Origin of the sequence: Aquimarina besae (assembly GCF_042434905.1) — a bacterium.
Lineage (GTDB): Bacteria > Bacteroidota > Bacteroidia > Flavobacteriales > Flavobacteriaceae > Aquimarina.
The window spans coordinates 3,990,589-4,005,076 of sequence record NZ_CP170199.1 but is presented as its reverse complement, the minus strand read 5'-3'; the positions used below and the strand labels follow the sequence as shown (position 1 = coordinate 4,005,076).

The 14,488-nt window shown below is 32.1% G+C and carries 20 protein-coding genes; 11 read left to right on the top strand and 9 right to left on the bottom strand.

The window, feature by feature from the left end:
* Positions 1-16: 16 nt before the first annotated feature.
* Positions 17-1,033, top strand: a complete 1,017-nt coding sequence (locus ACE94K_RS17860; RefSeq protein WP_378175521.1) for a helix-turn-helix transcriptional regulator — start codon at positions 17-19, stop codon at positions 1,031-1,033.
* Between the two features lie 127 nt (positions 1,034-1,160).
* Here the strand turns inward: ACE94K_RS17860 and ACE94K_RS17855 are convergent, their stop codons facing one another.
* Positions 1,161-1,610 (bottom strand): PA2169 family four-helix-bundle protein, encoded by a 450-nt coding sequence (locus ACE94K_RS17855; RefSeq protein ID WP_378175518.1) that lies wholly within the window; start codon positions 1,608-1,610, stop codon positions 1,161-1,163.
* 385 nt (positions 1,611-1,995) lie between these two features.
* Here ACE94K_RS17855 and ACE94K_RS17850 point away from each other — a divergent pair, with 385 nt between their 5' ends.
* From ACE94K_RS17850 to ACE94K_RS17840, 3 genes are read left to right on the top strand one after another with little or no spacing between them, the layout of a single operon-like run.
* Positions 1,996-2,208, top strand: a complete 213-nt coding sequence (locus tag ACE94K_RS17850; RefSeq protein ID WP_378175515.1) for a DUF2945 domain-containing protein — start codon at positions 1,996-1,998, stop codon at positions 2,206-2,208.
* Between the two features lie 30 nt (positions 2,209-2,238).
* Positions 2,239-2,442, top strand: coding sequence for a hypothetical protein (locus ACE94K_RS17845; RefSeq protein ID WP_378175512.1), 204 nt, complete (start codon positions 2,239-2,241; stop codon positions 2,440-2,442).
* 48 nt (positions 2,443-2,490) lie between these two features.
* Entirely contained in the window at positions 2,491-2,643 is a 153-nt protein-coding gene (locus tag ACE94K_RS17840) for a YqaE/Pmp3 family membrane protein (protein ID WP_378175509.1), read from the top strand.
* Between the two features lie 85 nt (positions 2,644-2,728).
* Here the strand turns inward: ACE94K_RS17840 and ACE94K_RS17835 are convergent, their stop codons facing one another.
* The 5 genes from ACE94K_RS17835 to ACE94K_RS17815 form a co-directional block, all read right to left on the bottom strand.
* Positions 2,729-3,760, bottom strand: a complete 1,032-nt coding sequence (locus ACE94K_RS17835) for an AI-2E family transporter (protein WP_378175506.1) — start codon at positions 3,758-3,760, stop codon at positions 2,729-2,731.
* Between the two features lie 45 nt (positions 3,761-3,805).
* Positions 3,806-4,693, bottom strand: a complete 888-nt coding sequence (locus ACE94K_RS17830) for a mechanosensitive ion channel family protein (protein WP_378175504.1) — start codon at positions 4,691-4,693, stop codon at positions 3,806-3,808.
* A 16-nt stretch (positions 4,694-4,709) separates the two neighbouring features.
* Positions 4,710-5,807 (bottom strand): DNA topoisomerase IB, encoded by a 1,098-nt coding sequence (locus ACE94K_RS17825; RefSeq protein WP_378175501.1) that lies wholly within the window; start codon positions 5,805-5,807, stop codon positions 4,710-4,712.
* A gap of 25 nt (positions 5,808-5,832) precedes the next feature.
* Positions 5,833-6,267 carry a hemerythrin domain-containing protein gene (locus ACE94K_RS17820; protein ID WP_378184310.1) on the bottom strand — a complete coding sequence of 145 codons (435 nt, stop codon included), beginning with the start codon at positions 6,265-6,267 and terminating at the stop codon, positions 5,833-5,835.
* An 88-nt stretch (positions 6,268-6,355) separates the two neighbouring features.
* Entirely contained in the window at positions 6,356-6,937 is a 582-nt protein-coding gene (locus ACE94K_RS17815; RefSeq protein WP_378175498.1) for a hypothetical protein, read from the bottom strand.
* Between the two features lie 340 nt (positions 6,938-7,277).
* Here ACE94K_RS17815 and ACE94K_RS17810 point away from each other — a divergent pair, with 340 nt between their 5' ends.
* The 7 genes from ACE94K_RS17810 (at position 7,278) to ACE94K_RS17780 (ending at position 13,422) form a co-directional block, all read left to right on the top strand.
* Positions 7,278-8,129 carry a bacteriorhodopsin gene (locus tag ACE94K_RS17810; RefSeq protein WP_378175495.1) on the top strand — a complete coding sequence of 284 codons (852 nt, stop codon included), beginning with the start codon at positions 7,278-7,280 and terminating at the stop codon, positions 8,127-8,129.
* A gap of 194 nt (positions 8,130-8,323) precedes the next feature.
* The gene (locus tag ACE94K_RS17805) at positions 8,324-9,025 is read left to right on the top strand and encodes a flavodoxin family protein (RefSeq protein ID WP_378175492.1); all 702 of its coding nucleotides are present in this window, start codon (positions 8,324-8,326) and stop codon (positions 9,023-9,025) included.
* A 36-nt stretch (positions 9,026-9,061) separates the two neighbouring features.
* Positions 9,062-10,342 (top strand): DUF2254 domain-containing protein, encoded by a 1,281-nt coding sequence (locus ACE94K_RS17800; RefSeq protein WP_378175489.1) that lies wholly within the window; start codon positions 9,062-9,064, stop codon positions 10,340-10,342.
* A gap of 6 nt (positions 10,343-10,348) precedes the next feature.
* The gene (locus ACE94K_RS17795) at positions 10,349-10,951 is read left to right on the top strand and encodes a DUF2652 domain-containing protein (protein ID WP_378175486.1); all 603 of its coding nucleotides are present in this window, start codon (positions 10,349-10,351) and stop codon (positions 10,949-10,951) included.
* Between the two features lie 196 nt (positions 10,952-11,147).
* Positions 11,148-11,654, top strand: a complete 507-nt coding sequence (locus ACE94K_RS17790) for a Dps family protein (RefSeq protein ID WP_378175483.1) — start codon at positions 11,148-11,150, stop codon at positions 11,652-11,654.
* Positions 11,655-11,694: 40 nt separating this feature from the next.
* A complete protein-coding gene (locus tag ACE94K_RS17785) occupies positions 11,695-12,162 on the top strand; it encodes a hypothetical protein (protein WP_378175480.1) in 468 nt (155 codons plus the stop codon).
* 198 nt (positions 12,163-12,360) lie between these two features.
* Positions 12,361-13,422, top strand: a complete 1,062-nt coding sequence (locus ACE94K_RS17780) for a helix-turn-helix transcriptional regulator (protein ID WP_378175477.1) — start codon at positions 12,361-12,363, stop codon at positions 13,420-13,422.
* Between the two features lie 43 nt (positions 13,423-13,465).
* Here ACE94K_RS17780 and ACE94K_RS17775 read toward each other — a convergent pair whose 3' ends face one another.
* From ACE94K_RS17775 to ACE94K_RS17765, 3 genes are read right to left on the bottom strand one after another with little or no spacing between them, the layout of a single operon-like run.
* Positions 13,466-13,669 (bottom strand): DUF6327 family protein, encoded by a 204-nt coding sequence (locus ACE94K_RS17775; protein ID WP_378175474.1) that lies wholly within the window; start codon positions 13,667-13,669, stop codon positions 13,466-13,468.
* A 9-nt stretch (positions 13,670-13,678) separates the two neighbouring features.
* Positions 13,679-14,026 carry a hypothetical protein gene (locus tag ACE94K_RS17770; protein ID WP_378175472.1) on the bottom strand — a complete coding sequence of 116 codons (348 nt, stop codon included), beginning with the start codon at positions 14,024-14,026 and terminating at the stop codon, positions 13,679-13,681.
* Complete coding sequence (locus ACE94K_RS17765) at positions 14,026-14,355, bottom strand: YtxH domain-containing protein (protein WP_378175469.1); 330 nt, start codon at positions 14,353-14,355, stop codon at positions 14,026-14,028. Before ACE94K_RS17765 ends, ACE94K_RS17770 begins: the two co-directional genes overlap by 1 nt.
* Between the last annotated feature and the right edge of the window lie 133 nt (positions 14,356-14,488).

The window sequence follows — 14,488 nt, the reverse complement described above, 5'->3', positions numbered from 1 at the left end:
CTGTAAAAAGAACGTTATGGAAATTATAACGGACCACTATCCAAAGGCCTCAACAGAATTAGGTGTTCTAAACGAGCATATACCGGGTGATATCCAAGTAAATGGCGAAATACATACATTAACCGTAGCTTCTTCTTATGGTCATGGTCAAGTGCGGTATACAAGTTTACAAAATGGTTTAGAATCCTATGATTTCGATTTAAGATTATTTTCTAGACTTGAGTTTCCTGTTAGTTCCATTACGGCAGATTCTTTACAGTTTATTTATTGTTTAAACGGGGCTTGTCATCATCAGTTTGAAGATTCTGAAAGGATCGCTACAATTGAACAATTTCAGACAGCAGTAATTCACAGTGATAAAGGCTTGTCTAGTAGTATGATTATTGAAAAAAATACGCCGTTGATTTTAAATATAATCTGTGTTAATAAGAAAGAGTATTTTGATAAGTTTGGCTCGGAGAACAATCAGTTTGGCAAAAAAATACAAAATTTATTAATAAATATTAAAACTAAATCTAAGCATTTTCATTTAGGAAATTATAACTTAAAAATCGCAGAACAATTAAAATTACTTTTTGGTGTGGAGTATAGCAACGAAATTTCAGAATTGCTATCTCAAAAAGGCAGATACTATTTGATTTTGGCAAAACATATTGAACAATTTCACGCAGAAATTGAAAACAACTCGAACACCAGTGGTTTATTAAAAGATGAACTAAAAGCGATATCACAAATAAGTGAATACATTAAAGAAAATCCAGAGATACAGCACAGTATTAAAACTTTATGTTTACAGTCCGGACTTTCTCCGGCCAAATTACAGGAGGGTTTTAAGTTCATGTTCGAAAGAACAGTATCTGATTTTGTCAGAAATGTACGATTAGAAAAAGCGGAAAAATTAATCAGAACTACGGATTTAACAATTTCCGAAATTGTGTATTCGATTGGCTTAACCAGCAGAAGCTATTTCTGTAAAATTTTTAAAAGAAAACATCTTTGTAGTCCTAAAGAATATAAACTTAAAAAGATTTAACTTTATTCAAAATAATAATAATTTTAAAATAGGTTTTTACATTAAATAATAAAAAATCACTCTTAAGAAACCCAAATGGGATAAAGAGTTTCTCAGAGTGATTTTGTTGAGGGTAATAATTACGCTCTTAGTTTAAATCTTCGAGTCTTTTGATAGTTGATAATCCACTTTCTATAGTTTGTTTCTGTTTTGCTAAGATAGATTGCGTACTTGCTGGTAATGAAGTTTCAGAAAGTACATCATTATATTCATCAACAGATGCTTTCTCTCCTCGTATTGCCTCTTCTAACATAGATTCTTCGTTATCATTGGATAAAAAAGATTTCACATCCATCCAAGCTCTATGAGCGCTTCCTGTTGCACTGCCTCCTTTGTCTACATCTTGACCAAATGCTTTTATTTCGTTTTTTAATTCGTGTCCGAAGTTATAACGTTCTTGAGCCTTTTGGTTAAAATAATTTTTAAGAGAAGAGTGTTTTACATTTTCTGCAGCTTTCTTGAAACCTTTTTCTGCATCATAGGTTTTCTCTAAGAGATTGTTTAGTTTGTTTCCAACTTGTTCAGAATACGTTGCCATAATTTTTTGAGTTTTAAGGTTTACAATGTTTTATTTAAAGATGATCATTGCTTTACATCTAGGTATTTCCTATTGATCTTTGGAAAATAGTTGTCTAAAATTAATTTTTGTTTTAAAAAGATTTCTTGAGATAGACGCTACTATTCCCAACGCAAATCCACAAACAAAAATTAGCAGTATTTCTAATTCCATACGTAAGTTATTTCGTTGTTTAAAAGTAATGTAGTGTTAAACAAAAAACTTGTTCAAAAAGTTGAAAATTTAACTCATATGAAATTTAACTTTTGTTTAGCTAAATGATGCGTAGTCAATGGTTTGAGTTAATAAAAACATTGATAGGATTAACCTGTTAAGTGTCTTTAAAGGATATTGCAAATAAAAAATTATGATACAGAAAGGAACAAAAGTAACGTGGGACTGGGGGCAAGGTGCCGCTACCGGAGAAGTTGTAGAAAGCTACACAAAAAAGGTGACCAAAACTATTAAAGGTACCGAGGTGACAAGAGATGGAGAGGAAGGTAATAAGGCACTTTATATCAAACAAGAAGATGGTGATCACGTATTGAAAAGTGAAAGTGAAGTTTCTCGAGCAGACTAACATACCATATCCTAAAATATAGTAGAACTTATGATAAAAAAAGGAGTAAAGGTTCAATGGAGCCAAGGCAATAGTACTCTTTCTGGAATCGTAGAAGAAACATATAAGTATAAGATCACCAGAAAAACAAAAGAAAACCCATTTGTAAGTTATAGTAATGCTAGTATGGCATTATACATAAGAACTTCTGATGGTTCACATATTCTAAAAAATGACTCTGATGTTTATTTGTAGAAGCTTAAATTTTTTAACAAATAAGAATATTATAACTAACTGTTTATTATGTCTTTACTAACAATTATTCTCAATATTTTTTTGCCACCTCTTGCTGTTTTTTTAAAACACGGACTAGGTACAACTTTTTTAATCAGTCTCTTGCTTACAATCATTGGATGGATTCCTGGAGTTATCCACGCTTTTGTTGTTAATCAATAAAAACACTATCCAAGGAATTTTTAAAAGCTCTACATATTAACGGAGGTGTCAAGTAAACCTATTTTGTTACTCATAACTTATAGATCTATAACCTCTCTTGTCCTGTGTCATCGGGTTGACCATATTCAGATTTATAAATTTGTACTACAATCAGAAACAAACTAATAAGCAAAGGGCCAAAAATCAATCCTATAAAACCAAATAATGGGACACCGACGATGACACCAATTAATGTAATAATCGGATGTACGTTATCTAATCTTTTTAAGATATAAAGTCTCACCAAGTTATCAGAAGATCCTACAACCACCAATCCATAAATCAAAATTCCCCAAGCTTGAAAAGTGTTTCCTGTTGAAAGAGTGATAATGAAAACTGGAAGAAAAGCGATTAAAGTACCGATAAACGGTATCATAGATCCAACCGTAACAATGACAAACCAGAAAAGTGGATCATCTATACCAAAAATCAAAAACCCAATTAATCCAACCACTCCTTGTATAATAGCAACCAAAGGAATTCCAACGGCATTGGAACGAACCATTTTTTGACTCTCATCACCAATTATTTTCAAATTAGCTTCATTAATAGGGATATATTCAAAAAGGGACTCTCTTAATTTCTTTCGATTTGTAAGCATATAATACAACAAAAAGTACATAATGCCTATTGATATAAATACATTAAATGTACCACCGGCTAGGTTTTGCAAATTTTCTGCCACCCAAGATGAAACTCCTTCAGGGTCAATTCTAGAACTGATATCGTATCCTATTTGAGATTCCCACGTGTCCAAACGACCTTTAATAGCTGCTAAAAATTTTTCAGAATTTTTAGTAACGTCTCCAATTTTATTACTTAGCATAAGAATAACACCAATTACCGGAACTAATATTCCTACAAAAGAACCAATCAAAAGTAACGTTGCTGCCAAATCCGGGTTCCAACCCTTTCGTACCAATTTAACCATTAACTTACGTAATATGACATAAATTGTAATGGCTCCAAGAATTCCAGAAAGATATGGTAGAATCTCTCTAAAGATCAGTCCACCGATAAGTATAATTAATAATAAAATAAATATCTGGCGTATGATATTTGGACTAATATTTTTCATCTTGACGTATGTAAACCAATTTGTAAATAGATATTAAAGGTCATGTTATGATTTATCCGAATTGTTGGATAGATTGAAATCCTTCGGGAAATCTAACGTGCGTATTGGGAATGGAATGTTAATGTCATTTTCATCATAAACATCCTTGATCAGCATCATCGATTCACTCTTGGCTTTTGCCACTTCCAAGGCAGAGGTAGAATTAATCCAGAAACGTAATTCATAATTGATAGAACTATCCCCAAACTCTTTCCACAAGAATAATACATCGTCTTTTTTTTCAACAGCTTTAAAATTATTGACAATGGTATCGACGGTTAGTTTTTGAACCATTCTTAAATCAGATTCATAGCCAACACCACATTCTAAAATAACTCTGGATTGTGAGGTAGTGGAGTAATTTTTTATGGGATTCTCTACGACCAATCTATTCGGTATATATACCAAATTATTATCAACCTGTTTGATGGTTACTGCTCTAAGGTCAATATCTATTACCTCTCCTTCATAATCATTAGTTTGTATCCAATCACCATATTTTAAGTTCTTAATATAAGACAAAATAATTCCGGAATAGGTGTTTGCCAGCGCACCTTGTAGGGCCAAACCAACTGCCAAACCAGCAACTCCGGCTCCTGCTAAAATGGTGTTTAAAGCTTTTCCAAGGTTTAGTATGCCAAGAATCAAAAACAAGCCCAATAATATGACTATGATGGAAACAAGTTTAGCAATCACCTTTTTCATTGATCGCTGAAGGTTGCTTTTCTCTAAGAGTTTTAAGATGAGTTTACTAACGTATTTTGATGCTATCAACGCTATTATAAAAACTACAATTGCAATTATCAAGTTAGGCAGATTAACTACTATGGCATCTAGCCAGGATTCTAATTTTGATAACATTTTATTCCAGGCTTCTACTAATTGATCGTACATGCTATTTCTATTTTGTTTATTTATTTTGTTTCAAGAATGGAGGAGTATAGTTTTTTAGTAATTCTAAAATTACGGACTCAGTATTAGAAAAGTACTCCTTGTTGTTTTCGTTTTTTTCTGCCTGCTCAAAATAGGGAATAATGGTTCCATCGGTATAGCGTGAAATGATCGCAGGATGCACATAGTATTTTCGGCAAACATTTCTGGTATTTCCTAAACTCTTTGCAGCTGCATCATACGCCTCGAGAATATTTTTATGTAATTGTCTTTCATTATCCGTGTGCCCTAATTCTATCAATTTTTCAAAAGCAATGGAAGTGGCTCCCCAGGTTCTAAAATCTTTTGCCGTAAAAAGTTCGCCAGCAATATCGTGCAGATAATTATTTATCATACTACTCTCTATAGAATGTTTATCACCTTGTTCATCGAAATATTGAAATAGTTCCCAACCAGGAATTTCTTCGCAGCGATTTACTAATCGAATCAATTTTTTATTTCGCAGGGTAATAGAATGCTTTTTTCCTCGTTTGCCAACAAATTCGAATTTTATATTGTCTTTTTCGATATTCACATGTCTTGTGCGCATGGTTGACAGTCCATAGGTTTTATTTCGTTTTGCATATTGTTCATTGCCAATGCGTATATGAGTTTCCTCCATTAGCCTTATAATTAGTGCTAAAACTTTGTTTTTTGGCCAGCCACGTTGTTCTAAATCCTCATCAACTTGTTTACGAATTTTAGGCAATCGTTTTGCAAAGTCAGTCATTTTATAAAACTTCGTTTGATTTCTAATTTCGTTCCATAGAGGATGATATCGGTATTGTTTTCTGTTTTTAAGATCTCTGCCAACTGCTTGTAAATGACCATTGTCAATCGCGGCTATTCTTACGTTGTTCCAAGCTGGAGGGATAACAAGACTTTTGATTCTCTCTAAATCTTTTTTGGTAGATAATTCTTTTCCATTGAGCCGGTATACAAAACCTTTCTTATTTTTTTTTCTGGAGATAGTAAGTTTGTCATCGTTTACATAAACAAGATTCAATTGATCAATTACCTTTTCAGGAGTTTGAATAAGCTGTTTAATGAATTTAGGATCTTGATGGTCAGCACTCATAAATTTGAAAAAGTCATACTCTAAGTTATCTATTTTCTTTTATATACGAGGTATACTTTGTTGCTAATGTTTGTTTTTGTTCTTCGGTTAAGACTTTTCCTGCCATTTGAAATACTTCATGTTCTTCTTCTTCCAGATGATGTTCTACTTTTTCCTGTAGTTGTTTTGCAATACGTAACCAGGCAGAAGACGAATATGCGGTCTTTTCCAATTCTTCAACCAATTCATCTATTTCATGGTGTTCTGCAATACTATGTCTTGATTTTTCCTGAGTTTTATCACTATCAATTAAGGGCACATAAAAATGGCGTTCTTCTCCATCAGCGTGTATGGATAATTCTTTTTTCAATTCCTTAAATACCTCGTCTCTTTTATCTGTATCCCCAGACGTTTCTACTAAATCATTAAGTAACGATCGTTGTATTTCGTGGTCTTGTCGTAAAGCTTCAAAAATATTCATCATTTTGTTTTTTTTTGAAGAAAATGGCCTCTTCACAATGCGTAAAAAGACCATCTTCAATTAATCAACCATATCAATTGTTAAAATCTTATTTGGTGAAAATTACTTTGGTGTTTTTTAGTTCAGATTTAAAATCATTGATGTCAGTAACATATTTAAACTGATCGTTAAATACACGATCCGGTTTTTCTCCAACAATTATATGTTTTACATTGAGATCAGGCGCGTTTAATATGACTCTATCAGAAATCCTTAGTTTTTTATCCTCAAGCGTTTGATCAGTTTCTTTCAGTTCAGAAATCACATATAATTTGTCATTAGATGCTATTATTTCCATTATTTCAATGGTGTGTTCTTTATCGCTCACTTCTGCTTCTACAGTCAACGTCAGTTCTTCCTTTTCACCGCTGTTTGGCATATCTACATCTATATAAGGTACTTCTACTTCTGTTTCTTCCATTACTACAACAACCTTCGGTATTTTCACTGTTTTTGTCTTGGTGCCCACTTTAACGTCTGCCCAATCTACATCAAAGGTCGGTAGTTGACCAGCTTCTGTATCAACATCAACATCAACGTCAACATCTGGCAGCTTAGCCTCTTTTTTCTGTTGTACATCACAACTGGTTATAAGAAAAATGATTACTAATAATCCTGTAAATTTTTTCATAATTAATGAGTTTTAAGTTTAGATTAGTAAGGGCTACTTCTATTAACACATCACATTTGCCCTAATGATATTTTACTTTTTAGATTTTAGTAGCCCTTGTTTATAACATATATTTTGTGAGATCACAAAGTTAAATTTGAAAGCGCGGAAGATTGTGCGCATATCAATTTTTGATTGACTTATTTGATTAACAATTTTTGATTTTGAGATAACCATATTTCTTTTCACAAATATGGATTGCATTAAGGTTTGTATTTTTTGTGTTAAAAGACTCCATACAATTACTATAGCTTTACAGAAAAAATTTTAAACTAATTCAATCTTCTAAATGTTTAGTCTTATGGAAAAATCAATTAATGCAAATTTTGAAAATTATATTGGGATGACAGAAGGTTATTCTGAAATGGCCTATCAGATGGTTTCTCATACATTAACACTTGGCTATGCGGTGATGCTAGCCGGTTTATTCTATTTTGTTTTAACCTTAAAAACGGTGTCACCAAAATACAGGATGTCCAATATCTTATCAGGAGTCGTTATGGTTTCGGCATTTTTGTTATTATACGCACAAGCTGGTAATTGGACTTCTAGTTTTCAATTCAATCAAGAAGCAGGTAAATACTTCTTAAATACCGATGGTGATCTTTTCAATAATGGATATAGATATTTGAATTGGTTGATCGACGTGCCGATGTTACTATTTCAAATTTTATTTGTAGTATCTCTGACTAAATCAAATTTAAAATCTGTAAGAAATCAATTCTGGTTTTCTGGAGCTCTAATGATTATTACAGGATATATTGGACAGTTTTACGAAGTCTCAAACCTATCTAATTTTTTTATCTGGGGTGCTATCTCTACTGTGTTTTTTATTCATATTTTATGGGTAATGCGCAAAGTAATTAATGAAGGAAAAGAAGGAATTCCACAACAAGCTAAAAATGTGATGAATCAAATATGGATATTGTTTTTGTTTTCTTGGTTTCTATATCCAGGTGCATATCTAATGCCTCACTTACTAGGAATCGAAGGAGCATTCTTTAATGAAACCGGTGTTGTAGGAAGACAAATAACATATACCGTAGCAGATGTATGTTCTAAAGTGATTTACGGAGTTTTGTTAGGTAGAGTAGCCATCATTTTAAGCAAAGAAGATAATTATGATTACCACGAGTTATCTACAAATGCTTAATATTTTGAAAGTTTCCCGTATCATCGTGCATATAATGTTGTAATTTAGGATTTTGTGATCACACAATAAATTTAAATTGCTATTGATAAGAGTAAAAAGGTTTTCTACAATTACAAGTATTTGGCTGGTTGAACTCAATAATCCAATAATACTCGATAGATATTTTTCATTTAATTGTTAAAAAGATAAAGTCAATGGATTTTTCAGGACTAAAAGCTATATACATTAATTGTACCTTAAAAGAGTCACCAAAGCAGAGTCATACAGAGGGTTTGATGAAAGTGTCTATGGATATTATGAATTCAGAAAAGGTCTCTGTTGACTATCTGCGATTGGTAGATTATGATATAGCATATGGATTACTGCCGGATATGAAAGAAGAAGGGAAAGATAAGGATGATTGGCCTGAGATTTATGAGAGAATTATGGATGCAGATATCCTAATCTTAGGAACCCCTATTTGGTTAGGAGAAAAATCATCTGTGGCTACAAAACTTGTAGAGAGATTGTATGGCATGAGTGGAAAAACTAATGAAAAAGGGCAGTATATTTATTACGGAAAAGTAGGGGGTTGTGTTATTACGGGTAATGAGGATGGTATCAAACATTGTGCAATGGGTATTTTATATGCCTTGCAACATTTAGGATTTTCGATACCACCACAGGCGGATTGTGGTTGGATAGGAGAAGCCGGTCCAGGACCTAGTTATTTGGACAAAGAATCAAATGCAAAGAATAATGAATTTACGAATAGAAATACTACGTTTATGACCTATAATCTATTACATTTGGCAAATTTACTCAAGAAACAAAGAGGTTTTCCCGCTTATGGTAATTCCAGATCTGCTTGGGATGATGGCACGCGTTGGAATTTTGATAATCCTGAGTACAGATAATTTCCGGTAACTGTTAAGAGCATTTATTTTTTAACTATGAAATCTACGTTTAAATTTCTCAAAAGGTTAAAACACGCGATATTTCATAGTATTGCTTTTTATCCTGTATTAATAAGTGCAGGATTCTTTTTGTTAGCGATTATCTTATTATTTGTCGAAAACCTGGAAGTGATAACTTCTTTCAAAAAGAAAGTACCTTTTCTTTTGGTTCAGGATAATGAAACAGCAAGAACAATTTTGTCTACCTTATTTGGTGGGATTTTATCTTTAACTGTTTTTAGTTTTACCATGGTAATGGTAGTACTTAATCAAGCATCATCTAACTTTTCACCCAGACTTCTTCCTGGTTTAATTTCTGATAAAAAGCATCAGGTAATACTTGGTTTTTATATCGGAACCATACTTTATACCATCATTGTTTTGATGTCTTTAGGTGCTTATGGCTCTTCTTCTAATGCAGTTGGTTTTTCAGTTATGGTAGCAGCCGTTTTAGGTGCGGTTTGTATTGGCTTATTTGTATATTTTATTCATAGCATTTCGCAGGCGATACAAATACATAATATTATTGATAAAATATATGAATCTAGTCATAGTTTGATAGAGAAAGAAATTAAAGAACAACAAGAAACAAAAATTGAAATAGAAGATCGTATTCAATTCTGGAAAACGGTGGATAGCGAAAAAACAGGATATTACAGGTCTTTTGATCAATTTCTTTTAAATGACTCATTGAAAAAGGAAGAAAATCTTATTGAAATCATACCTTACGCTGATCAGCATATATGGAAAGGAGACCCAATTCTTAGAATCAAAAATCCTATATCTCAAGAAGATTTAGAGTCACTTCATATCTGCCTATATATACTTTCTAACCGACACGAAGATGATAGCGGAGTAGGAGGAATGATCAAACTTACAGAGGTTGCCGTAAAAGCTTTATCCCCAGGTATCAATGACCCAGGAACAGCAATTAATGCGATTTCAAAATTGGGGCAGTTAATGCATAAGGCATTACAAATTGAACCAAAAACAGCTATCTGTAAACCTGATTGTGAGATAGTAGTAGTGCATAACAAGATTTCTGCTTCAGAGATGATCAGAATGATTATTGAACCGATAAGGGGTTATGCAAAAGCTGATAGCGCTGTTTCATATGAACTTTTAAATGCTCTTATATTTTTAAGAAATAGCAAAAAAGTAGTTCCAGAATATAAAGAAGCTCTGCAAACCGAAATAGGCTCGTTAATTCAGGATTTAAAAGATAATATTACGAATAATCAAGATCTAAAACGTATCTTAGAGTTGTTAGAAAAATAAAGCGAAATGGGTTCCGAATCAATATTAATATGCATACCTGATATTAGTGGCTTTACTGAGTTTATGAGCTCTACCAATATAGAGTTAAGCGCAGAAGTAATTCCGGCATTATTAAACAAGGTAATATATGCTAATAAGATCGGATTGAAAGTTTCAGAAATCGAAGGAGACGCCGTACTCTTCTACAGATCAGGAGAACTTCCAACATTTAAAGAACTTATAGGTCAATGTAGAAGCTTTTATGAAGAATTTTACGCTCAGCTAGAAGTGCTGCATAAAAAACATAAGGGTAACGAAGAAAGAAACCATATTCCCGAAATGCTAGGACTAAAAATTATCCTGCACTATGGCAAAAATATAAGCGCCGTTCCCATAGGTAAAAACATTAAACTAATGGGCGAAGATGTAATTGTAGCACATAGGTTATTAAAAAATGATGTTCCTATTGATGAGTATATTCTATTATCCGAAGATTTACTGTCGGAGTATAAAGAACATATTATTGAACGTAATTTTGGATGGGGTGAATTACACGACCACGAAACCGAATATAAACACATCGGTGAAATCAACTACAGCTACATAAATCTTAAGCCTCTTTTATCTTAGATTTTCTTTCAAAAATAGCATTAAAAGGGAATGCTGTTTAACATAACTACTTGATCAATAAAACTTCTTAACGATAGCGTCAAGATTAATAGTATATGAGCAAAAGTTAGCTTTTTTATCAAAGTATCTTTGTAATGAACAAGAAAAATGCGTTTTCAATGTTCAATTCGATAAATTATTAATCAAAAAAATTGCTATGAATTATTTAGATATAGAAGAAAAAAAATTATTACCTGTTGTGTTGGAGCTTAATGTACTATTAGCTGATTACAATTTGTATTATCAAAAACTAAGAGGCTTTCATTGGAATATACTTGGAAAAAATTTCTTTGATCTTCACGTTAAATTTGAAGAATTATATAACGATGCTAAAATTAAAATAGATGAGATTGCAGAACGCATTCTGACTTTACAGCATCATCCGGCAAGTCAATTTAAAGAGTATATAAAATTAGCTTCTGTAAAAGAAATAGCTCCCCTAATGAAAGACACAGAAATGATTGAAGAGCTCTTAGGCGACCACAAAAAGATCTTGAAGCAAATGAGAACAATTTTAAAGTATGCAGGAGAGGCCTCAGACGAAGGTACGATCGATATGATAGGAGCTTACATAAGAGAGCTTGAAAAGTCCAGTTGGATGTTAAACGCGTGGTCCAAAAGTACTTCTGATCACTTAGATACTACATTAATAAATCAATCATAAGAAATCGAAAATTTAGTAATAACCATCAAATTTTTACACAATGAAGCTTATAAAAATTATAACAACTCTTTTGATAACATTCTCTTTGACAGGGGTAGTCGCGCAAAGCAATTCTCAAATGATGAAAACAAGAACTACCAAATCTTTTGAATTCAAAAAAGATGGTAAATCAGTTCCTTATCGCGTGACCGTTTTTAAAACCAGCAAAACACCATTAAAATTAAAAACAGAAGATAAGGGACAATTAAATCAGGATAGAAAAATTGTTCCAGCGCAAGTAACAAAATTAATTTATGTTGATAATGATATGTGGAGCGACTATGATAAATATATCGTTCTTCGATATCCTAAAGATGCTAATGATAGTTTTGAGCTAAAACAAACAGAAAGAGGATTCAAAGTAATCGTTGATAAAAGAAATGTTGAGTATATTTTCGGAGAAGGACTTTATTTTGTTAATAATGCTGATAGAGATTTCTTTTTCGTGGATGAGTTCGATTCTATATAAGACAGATGCAAAATACATAGTATAATAAAACTCTCTATTAAGAGAGTTTTTTCTTTTATACTTCTTTCTATAAGGTAATTTATCATTTATAGAAAAGTTACTTTAACAAACTTTTACAATCGGATCGATGCATAAAGTATATTTTGTTTATTATATTTGAAAATAAGTTAAACAAAATACTCACTTAAACCAATCATCATGTATACACTTCCAACCACAGCTCTAGAAATTAATGTAACCGCAAAAGATACAGAAGGTACTGTAAGACAAATTCAAGAAGTAATAGGAGGAGAGATTGAAGAAAGGTGGGGAGAGTTTGTGCTTACAGTCAATAATCTCAATGCCCACGGATCCATTAGATTTATAACATTCGATTGGGGAGTTAATTTATTAGAATATGATATCACTTTTCATAAAGAAGTAGTTTTAATTATGGATGCCTCTCAATACAATCCAATACATTTTGCGTATTGTTTGAAAGGACATTGTGGTCATAGATTTGGATACCAAGAAAAAATACATACTTTAGAACAGTTTCAGTCTGTAATCATCACAAGTCGGGATGGAGGTTATAATTATGGGTATTTTCCTAAAGACGAAAAGTTAGAAATTAACGTAGTACAGATTGCAAGAAAAAAGTTTCTTAAAAAACGACTCAATAATGTATCTCAACTGAATGAAAAGCTTTACAAGGTTTTTATAGATGAAGATCACGAAAGAGCTTTCGCATATTATGGAACCTATAATTTAAAATTGGCGGATCAAATTGGTGCTCTACGAAAAGTAGAAGAAAAAGGTATGATTCGTATCTTAATGATTGAAGGTATGGTGTATCAGATTTTATCAATGCATATTCAACAGCATGATAGAGCTATGAAAGAAGAGGTATTACCTACTACATTACTGAAAAGAGAACTAAAAATTATTCGTGATTTAGCCAATCAAATTATCAACAATGTTTCAAGGGATTACTGCTTAGAAAAACTTTCAGAAGAAACAGGTCTAACACAAGCAAAACTCCAAGAAGGATTTAAATTGTTGTATGCAAGGACAGTCACAGAGTATATTCGTCACGTTCGATTAGAAGCAGCTAGAGATCTCATACGAACGACAGATATGAATATTTCTGAGATCGTGTATTCAATAGGTTTTAGCAGTAGAAGTTACTTCTCTAAAATATTCAAAGAAAAATACAACATTAGTCCTAACGAATTTAAAAACAATACAGAATATCAGGTGGAAGAATTAGTCGCAGTATAATAATCTTTAGATTATTGTATTTAGCGAAAAAATATGGAATTTGTTATTTAAATAATCGTTTAATTAAATAATAAATTCCATATTTCTTAACCGCACTAAACAAGGTTAATACCCATTGATTTGGCTGCAGATCTTCTTTGAGTTCAGATTTTAATAATTTTAATTCTTCTAAACTGATTTGGCGCTGTAAACTATATGTTTTTAAATCACGTTCAATCTCTTCAAAAGAATGATATGTTTTTCTCATAATAAAGTCTTAATCAAAAAAATCTTTTGACATTTTTCGAATTATTTTTCTATCTATAATCTTACGGAGCAAATATGCAATTCCTGTAAAAAGTAAAAAAAGTGTACCAACTAATAAACAGGCCAAGGCAGTACTACCAAGAAAATTACCCAACCAAATTGTTCCGGAAACAGTCAAAAAAATTATACCCATAAAAAACAATCCTCCAATAACAGCAAATTTGCTAAAAAAGGAAAGCAACTTTGCTAATTGCTGAAAAGCTTTTAGTTTATAATATTCTTGTGATGCTTTTATATAAGCTTCTCCAGAATCTTGAGCTTTATTAGAAGTTTCATTTAATGCTTCAAAAATACCCATTACGACTTCTGAAGTTTTTTGTTTTTCGCTTTCAATTCACTTAATTTTTTTTCTAATGTCGTAATCAAATCCTCGGCTTTATAGCTCGCATCCGACATCAGGGATTCGACTTTAGTTTCTAAAGATTCTTTTTTAGATGAAACTGTATCTACTATCTGGTGTTGTAAATGTGAAGCTTCTTTGGCAAGATGGTCTTTTGTAGCCTGTGCTTCTTCTACTAACTTTTTTCTGGTGTTTGAACCTTTGTCTGGTGCAAATAAAATTCCTAGTGTTGCCCCTAAGGCAGTTCCGGCTAGAACTCCAAGAAGTGTGCTGCTGCTTTTGCTCATTTTATATAGTTTTTATTGTTTCTCAAATGTCTGAAAATTTGAATATCAACATTAACTCAAATCATAATGATGTTGACGTAAATGAATATTAGTAAAAGAATTAATATTTATCTCAAATGCGTTCATTTCATCA

Bases quoted from the DNA above. Each gene is read 5' to 3' on its own strand.
- ACE94K_RS17860 (WP_378175521.1), top strand. From the start codon at position 17: ATGGAAATTATAACGGACCACTATCCAAAGGCCTCAACAGAATTAGGT.
- ACE94K_RS17855 (WP_378175518.1), bottom strand. From the start codon at position 1,610: ATGGCAACGTATTCTGAACAAGTTGGAAACAAACTAAACAATCTCTTA.
- ACE94K_RS17850 (WP_378175515.1), top strand. From the start codon at position 1,996: ATGATACAGAAAGGAACAAAAGTAACGTGGGACTGGGGGCAAGGTGCC.
- ACE94K_RS17845 (WP_378175512.1), top strand. From the start codon at position 2,239: ATGATAAAAAAAGGAGTAAAGGTTCAATGGAGCCAAGGCAATAGTACT.
- ACE94K_RS17840 (WP_378175509.1), top strand. From the start codon at position 2,491: ATGTCTTTACTAACAATTATTCTCAATATTTTTTTGCCACCTCTTGCT.
- ACE94K_RS17835 (WP_378175506.1), bottom strand. From the start codon at position 3,760: ATGAAAAATATTAGTCCAAATATCATACGCCAGATATTTATTTTATTA.
- ACE94K_RS17830 (WP_378175504.1), bottom strand. From the start codon at position 4,693: ATGTACGATCAATTAGTAGAAGCCTGGAATAAAATGTTATCAAAATTA.
- ACE94K_RS17825 (WP_378175501.1), bottom strand. From the start codon at position 5,807: ATGAGTGCTGACCATCAAGATCCTAAATTCATTAAACAGCTTATTCAA.
- ACE94K_RS17820 (WP_378184310.1), bottom strand. From the start codon at position 6,267: ATGAATATTTTTGAAGCTTTACGACAAGACCACGAAATACAACGATCG.
- ACE94K_RS17815 (WP_378175498.1), bottom strand. From the start codon at position 6,937: ATGAAAAAATTTACAGGATTATTAGTAATCATTTTTCTTATAACCAGT.
- ACE94K_RS17810 (WP_378175495.1), top strand. From the start codon at position 7,278: ATGGAAAAATCAATTAATGCAAATTTTGAAAATTATATTGGGATGACA.
- ACE94K_RS17805 (WP_378175492.1), top strand. From the start codon at position 8,324: ATGGATTTTTCAGGACTAAAAGCTATATACATTAATTGTACCTTAAAA.
- ACE94K_RS17800 (WP_378175489.1), top strand. From the start codon at position 9,062: ATGAAATCTACGTTTAAATTTCTCAAAAGGTTAAAACACGCGATATTT.
- ACE94K_RS17795 (WP_378175486.1), top strand. From the start codon at position 10,349: ATGGGTTCCGAATCAATATTAATATGCATACCTGATATTAGTGGCTTT.
- ACE94K_RS17790 (WP_378175483.1), top strand. From the start codon at position 11,148: ATGAATTATTTAGATATAGAAGAAAAAAAATTATTACCTGTTGTGTTG.
- ACE94K_RS17785 (WP_378175480.1), top strand. From the start codon at position 11,695: ATGAAGCTTATAAAAATTATAACAACTCTTTTGATAACATTCTCTTTG.
- ACE94K_RS17780 (WP_378175477.1), top strand. From the start codon at position 12,361: ATGTATACACTTCCAACCACAGCTCTAGAAATTAATGTAACCGCAAAA.
- ACE94K_RS17775 (WP_378175474.1), bottom strand. From the start codon at position 13,669: ATGAGAAAAACATATCATTCTTTTGAAGAGATTGAACGTGATTTAAAA.
- ACE94K_RS17770 (WP_378175472.1), bottom strand. From the start codon at position 14,026: ATGGGTATTTTTGAAGCATTAAATGAAACTTCTAATAAAGCTCAAGAT.
- ACE94K_RS17765 (WP_378175469.1), bottom strand. From the start codon at position 14,355: ATGAGCAAAAGCAGCAGCACACTTCTTGGAGTTCTAGCCGGAACTGCC.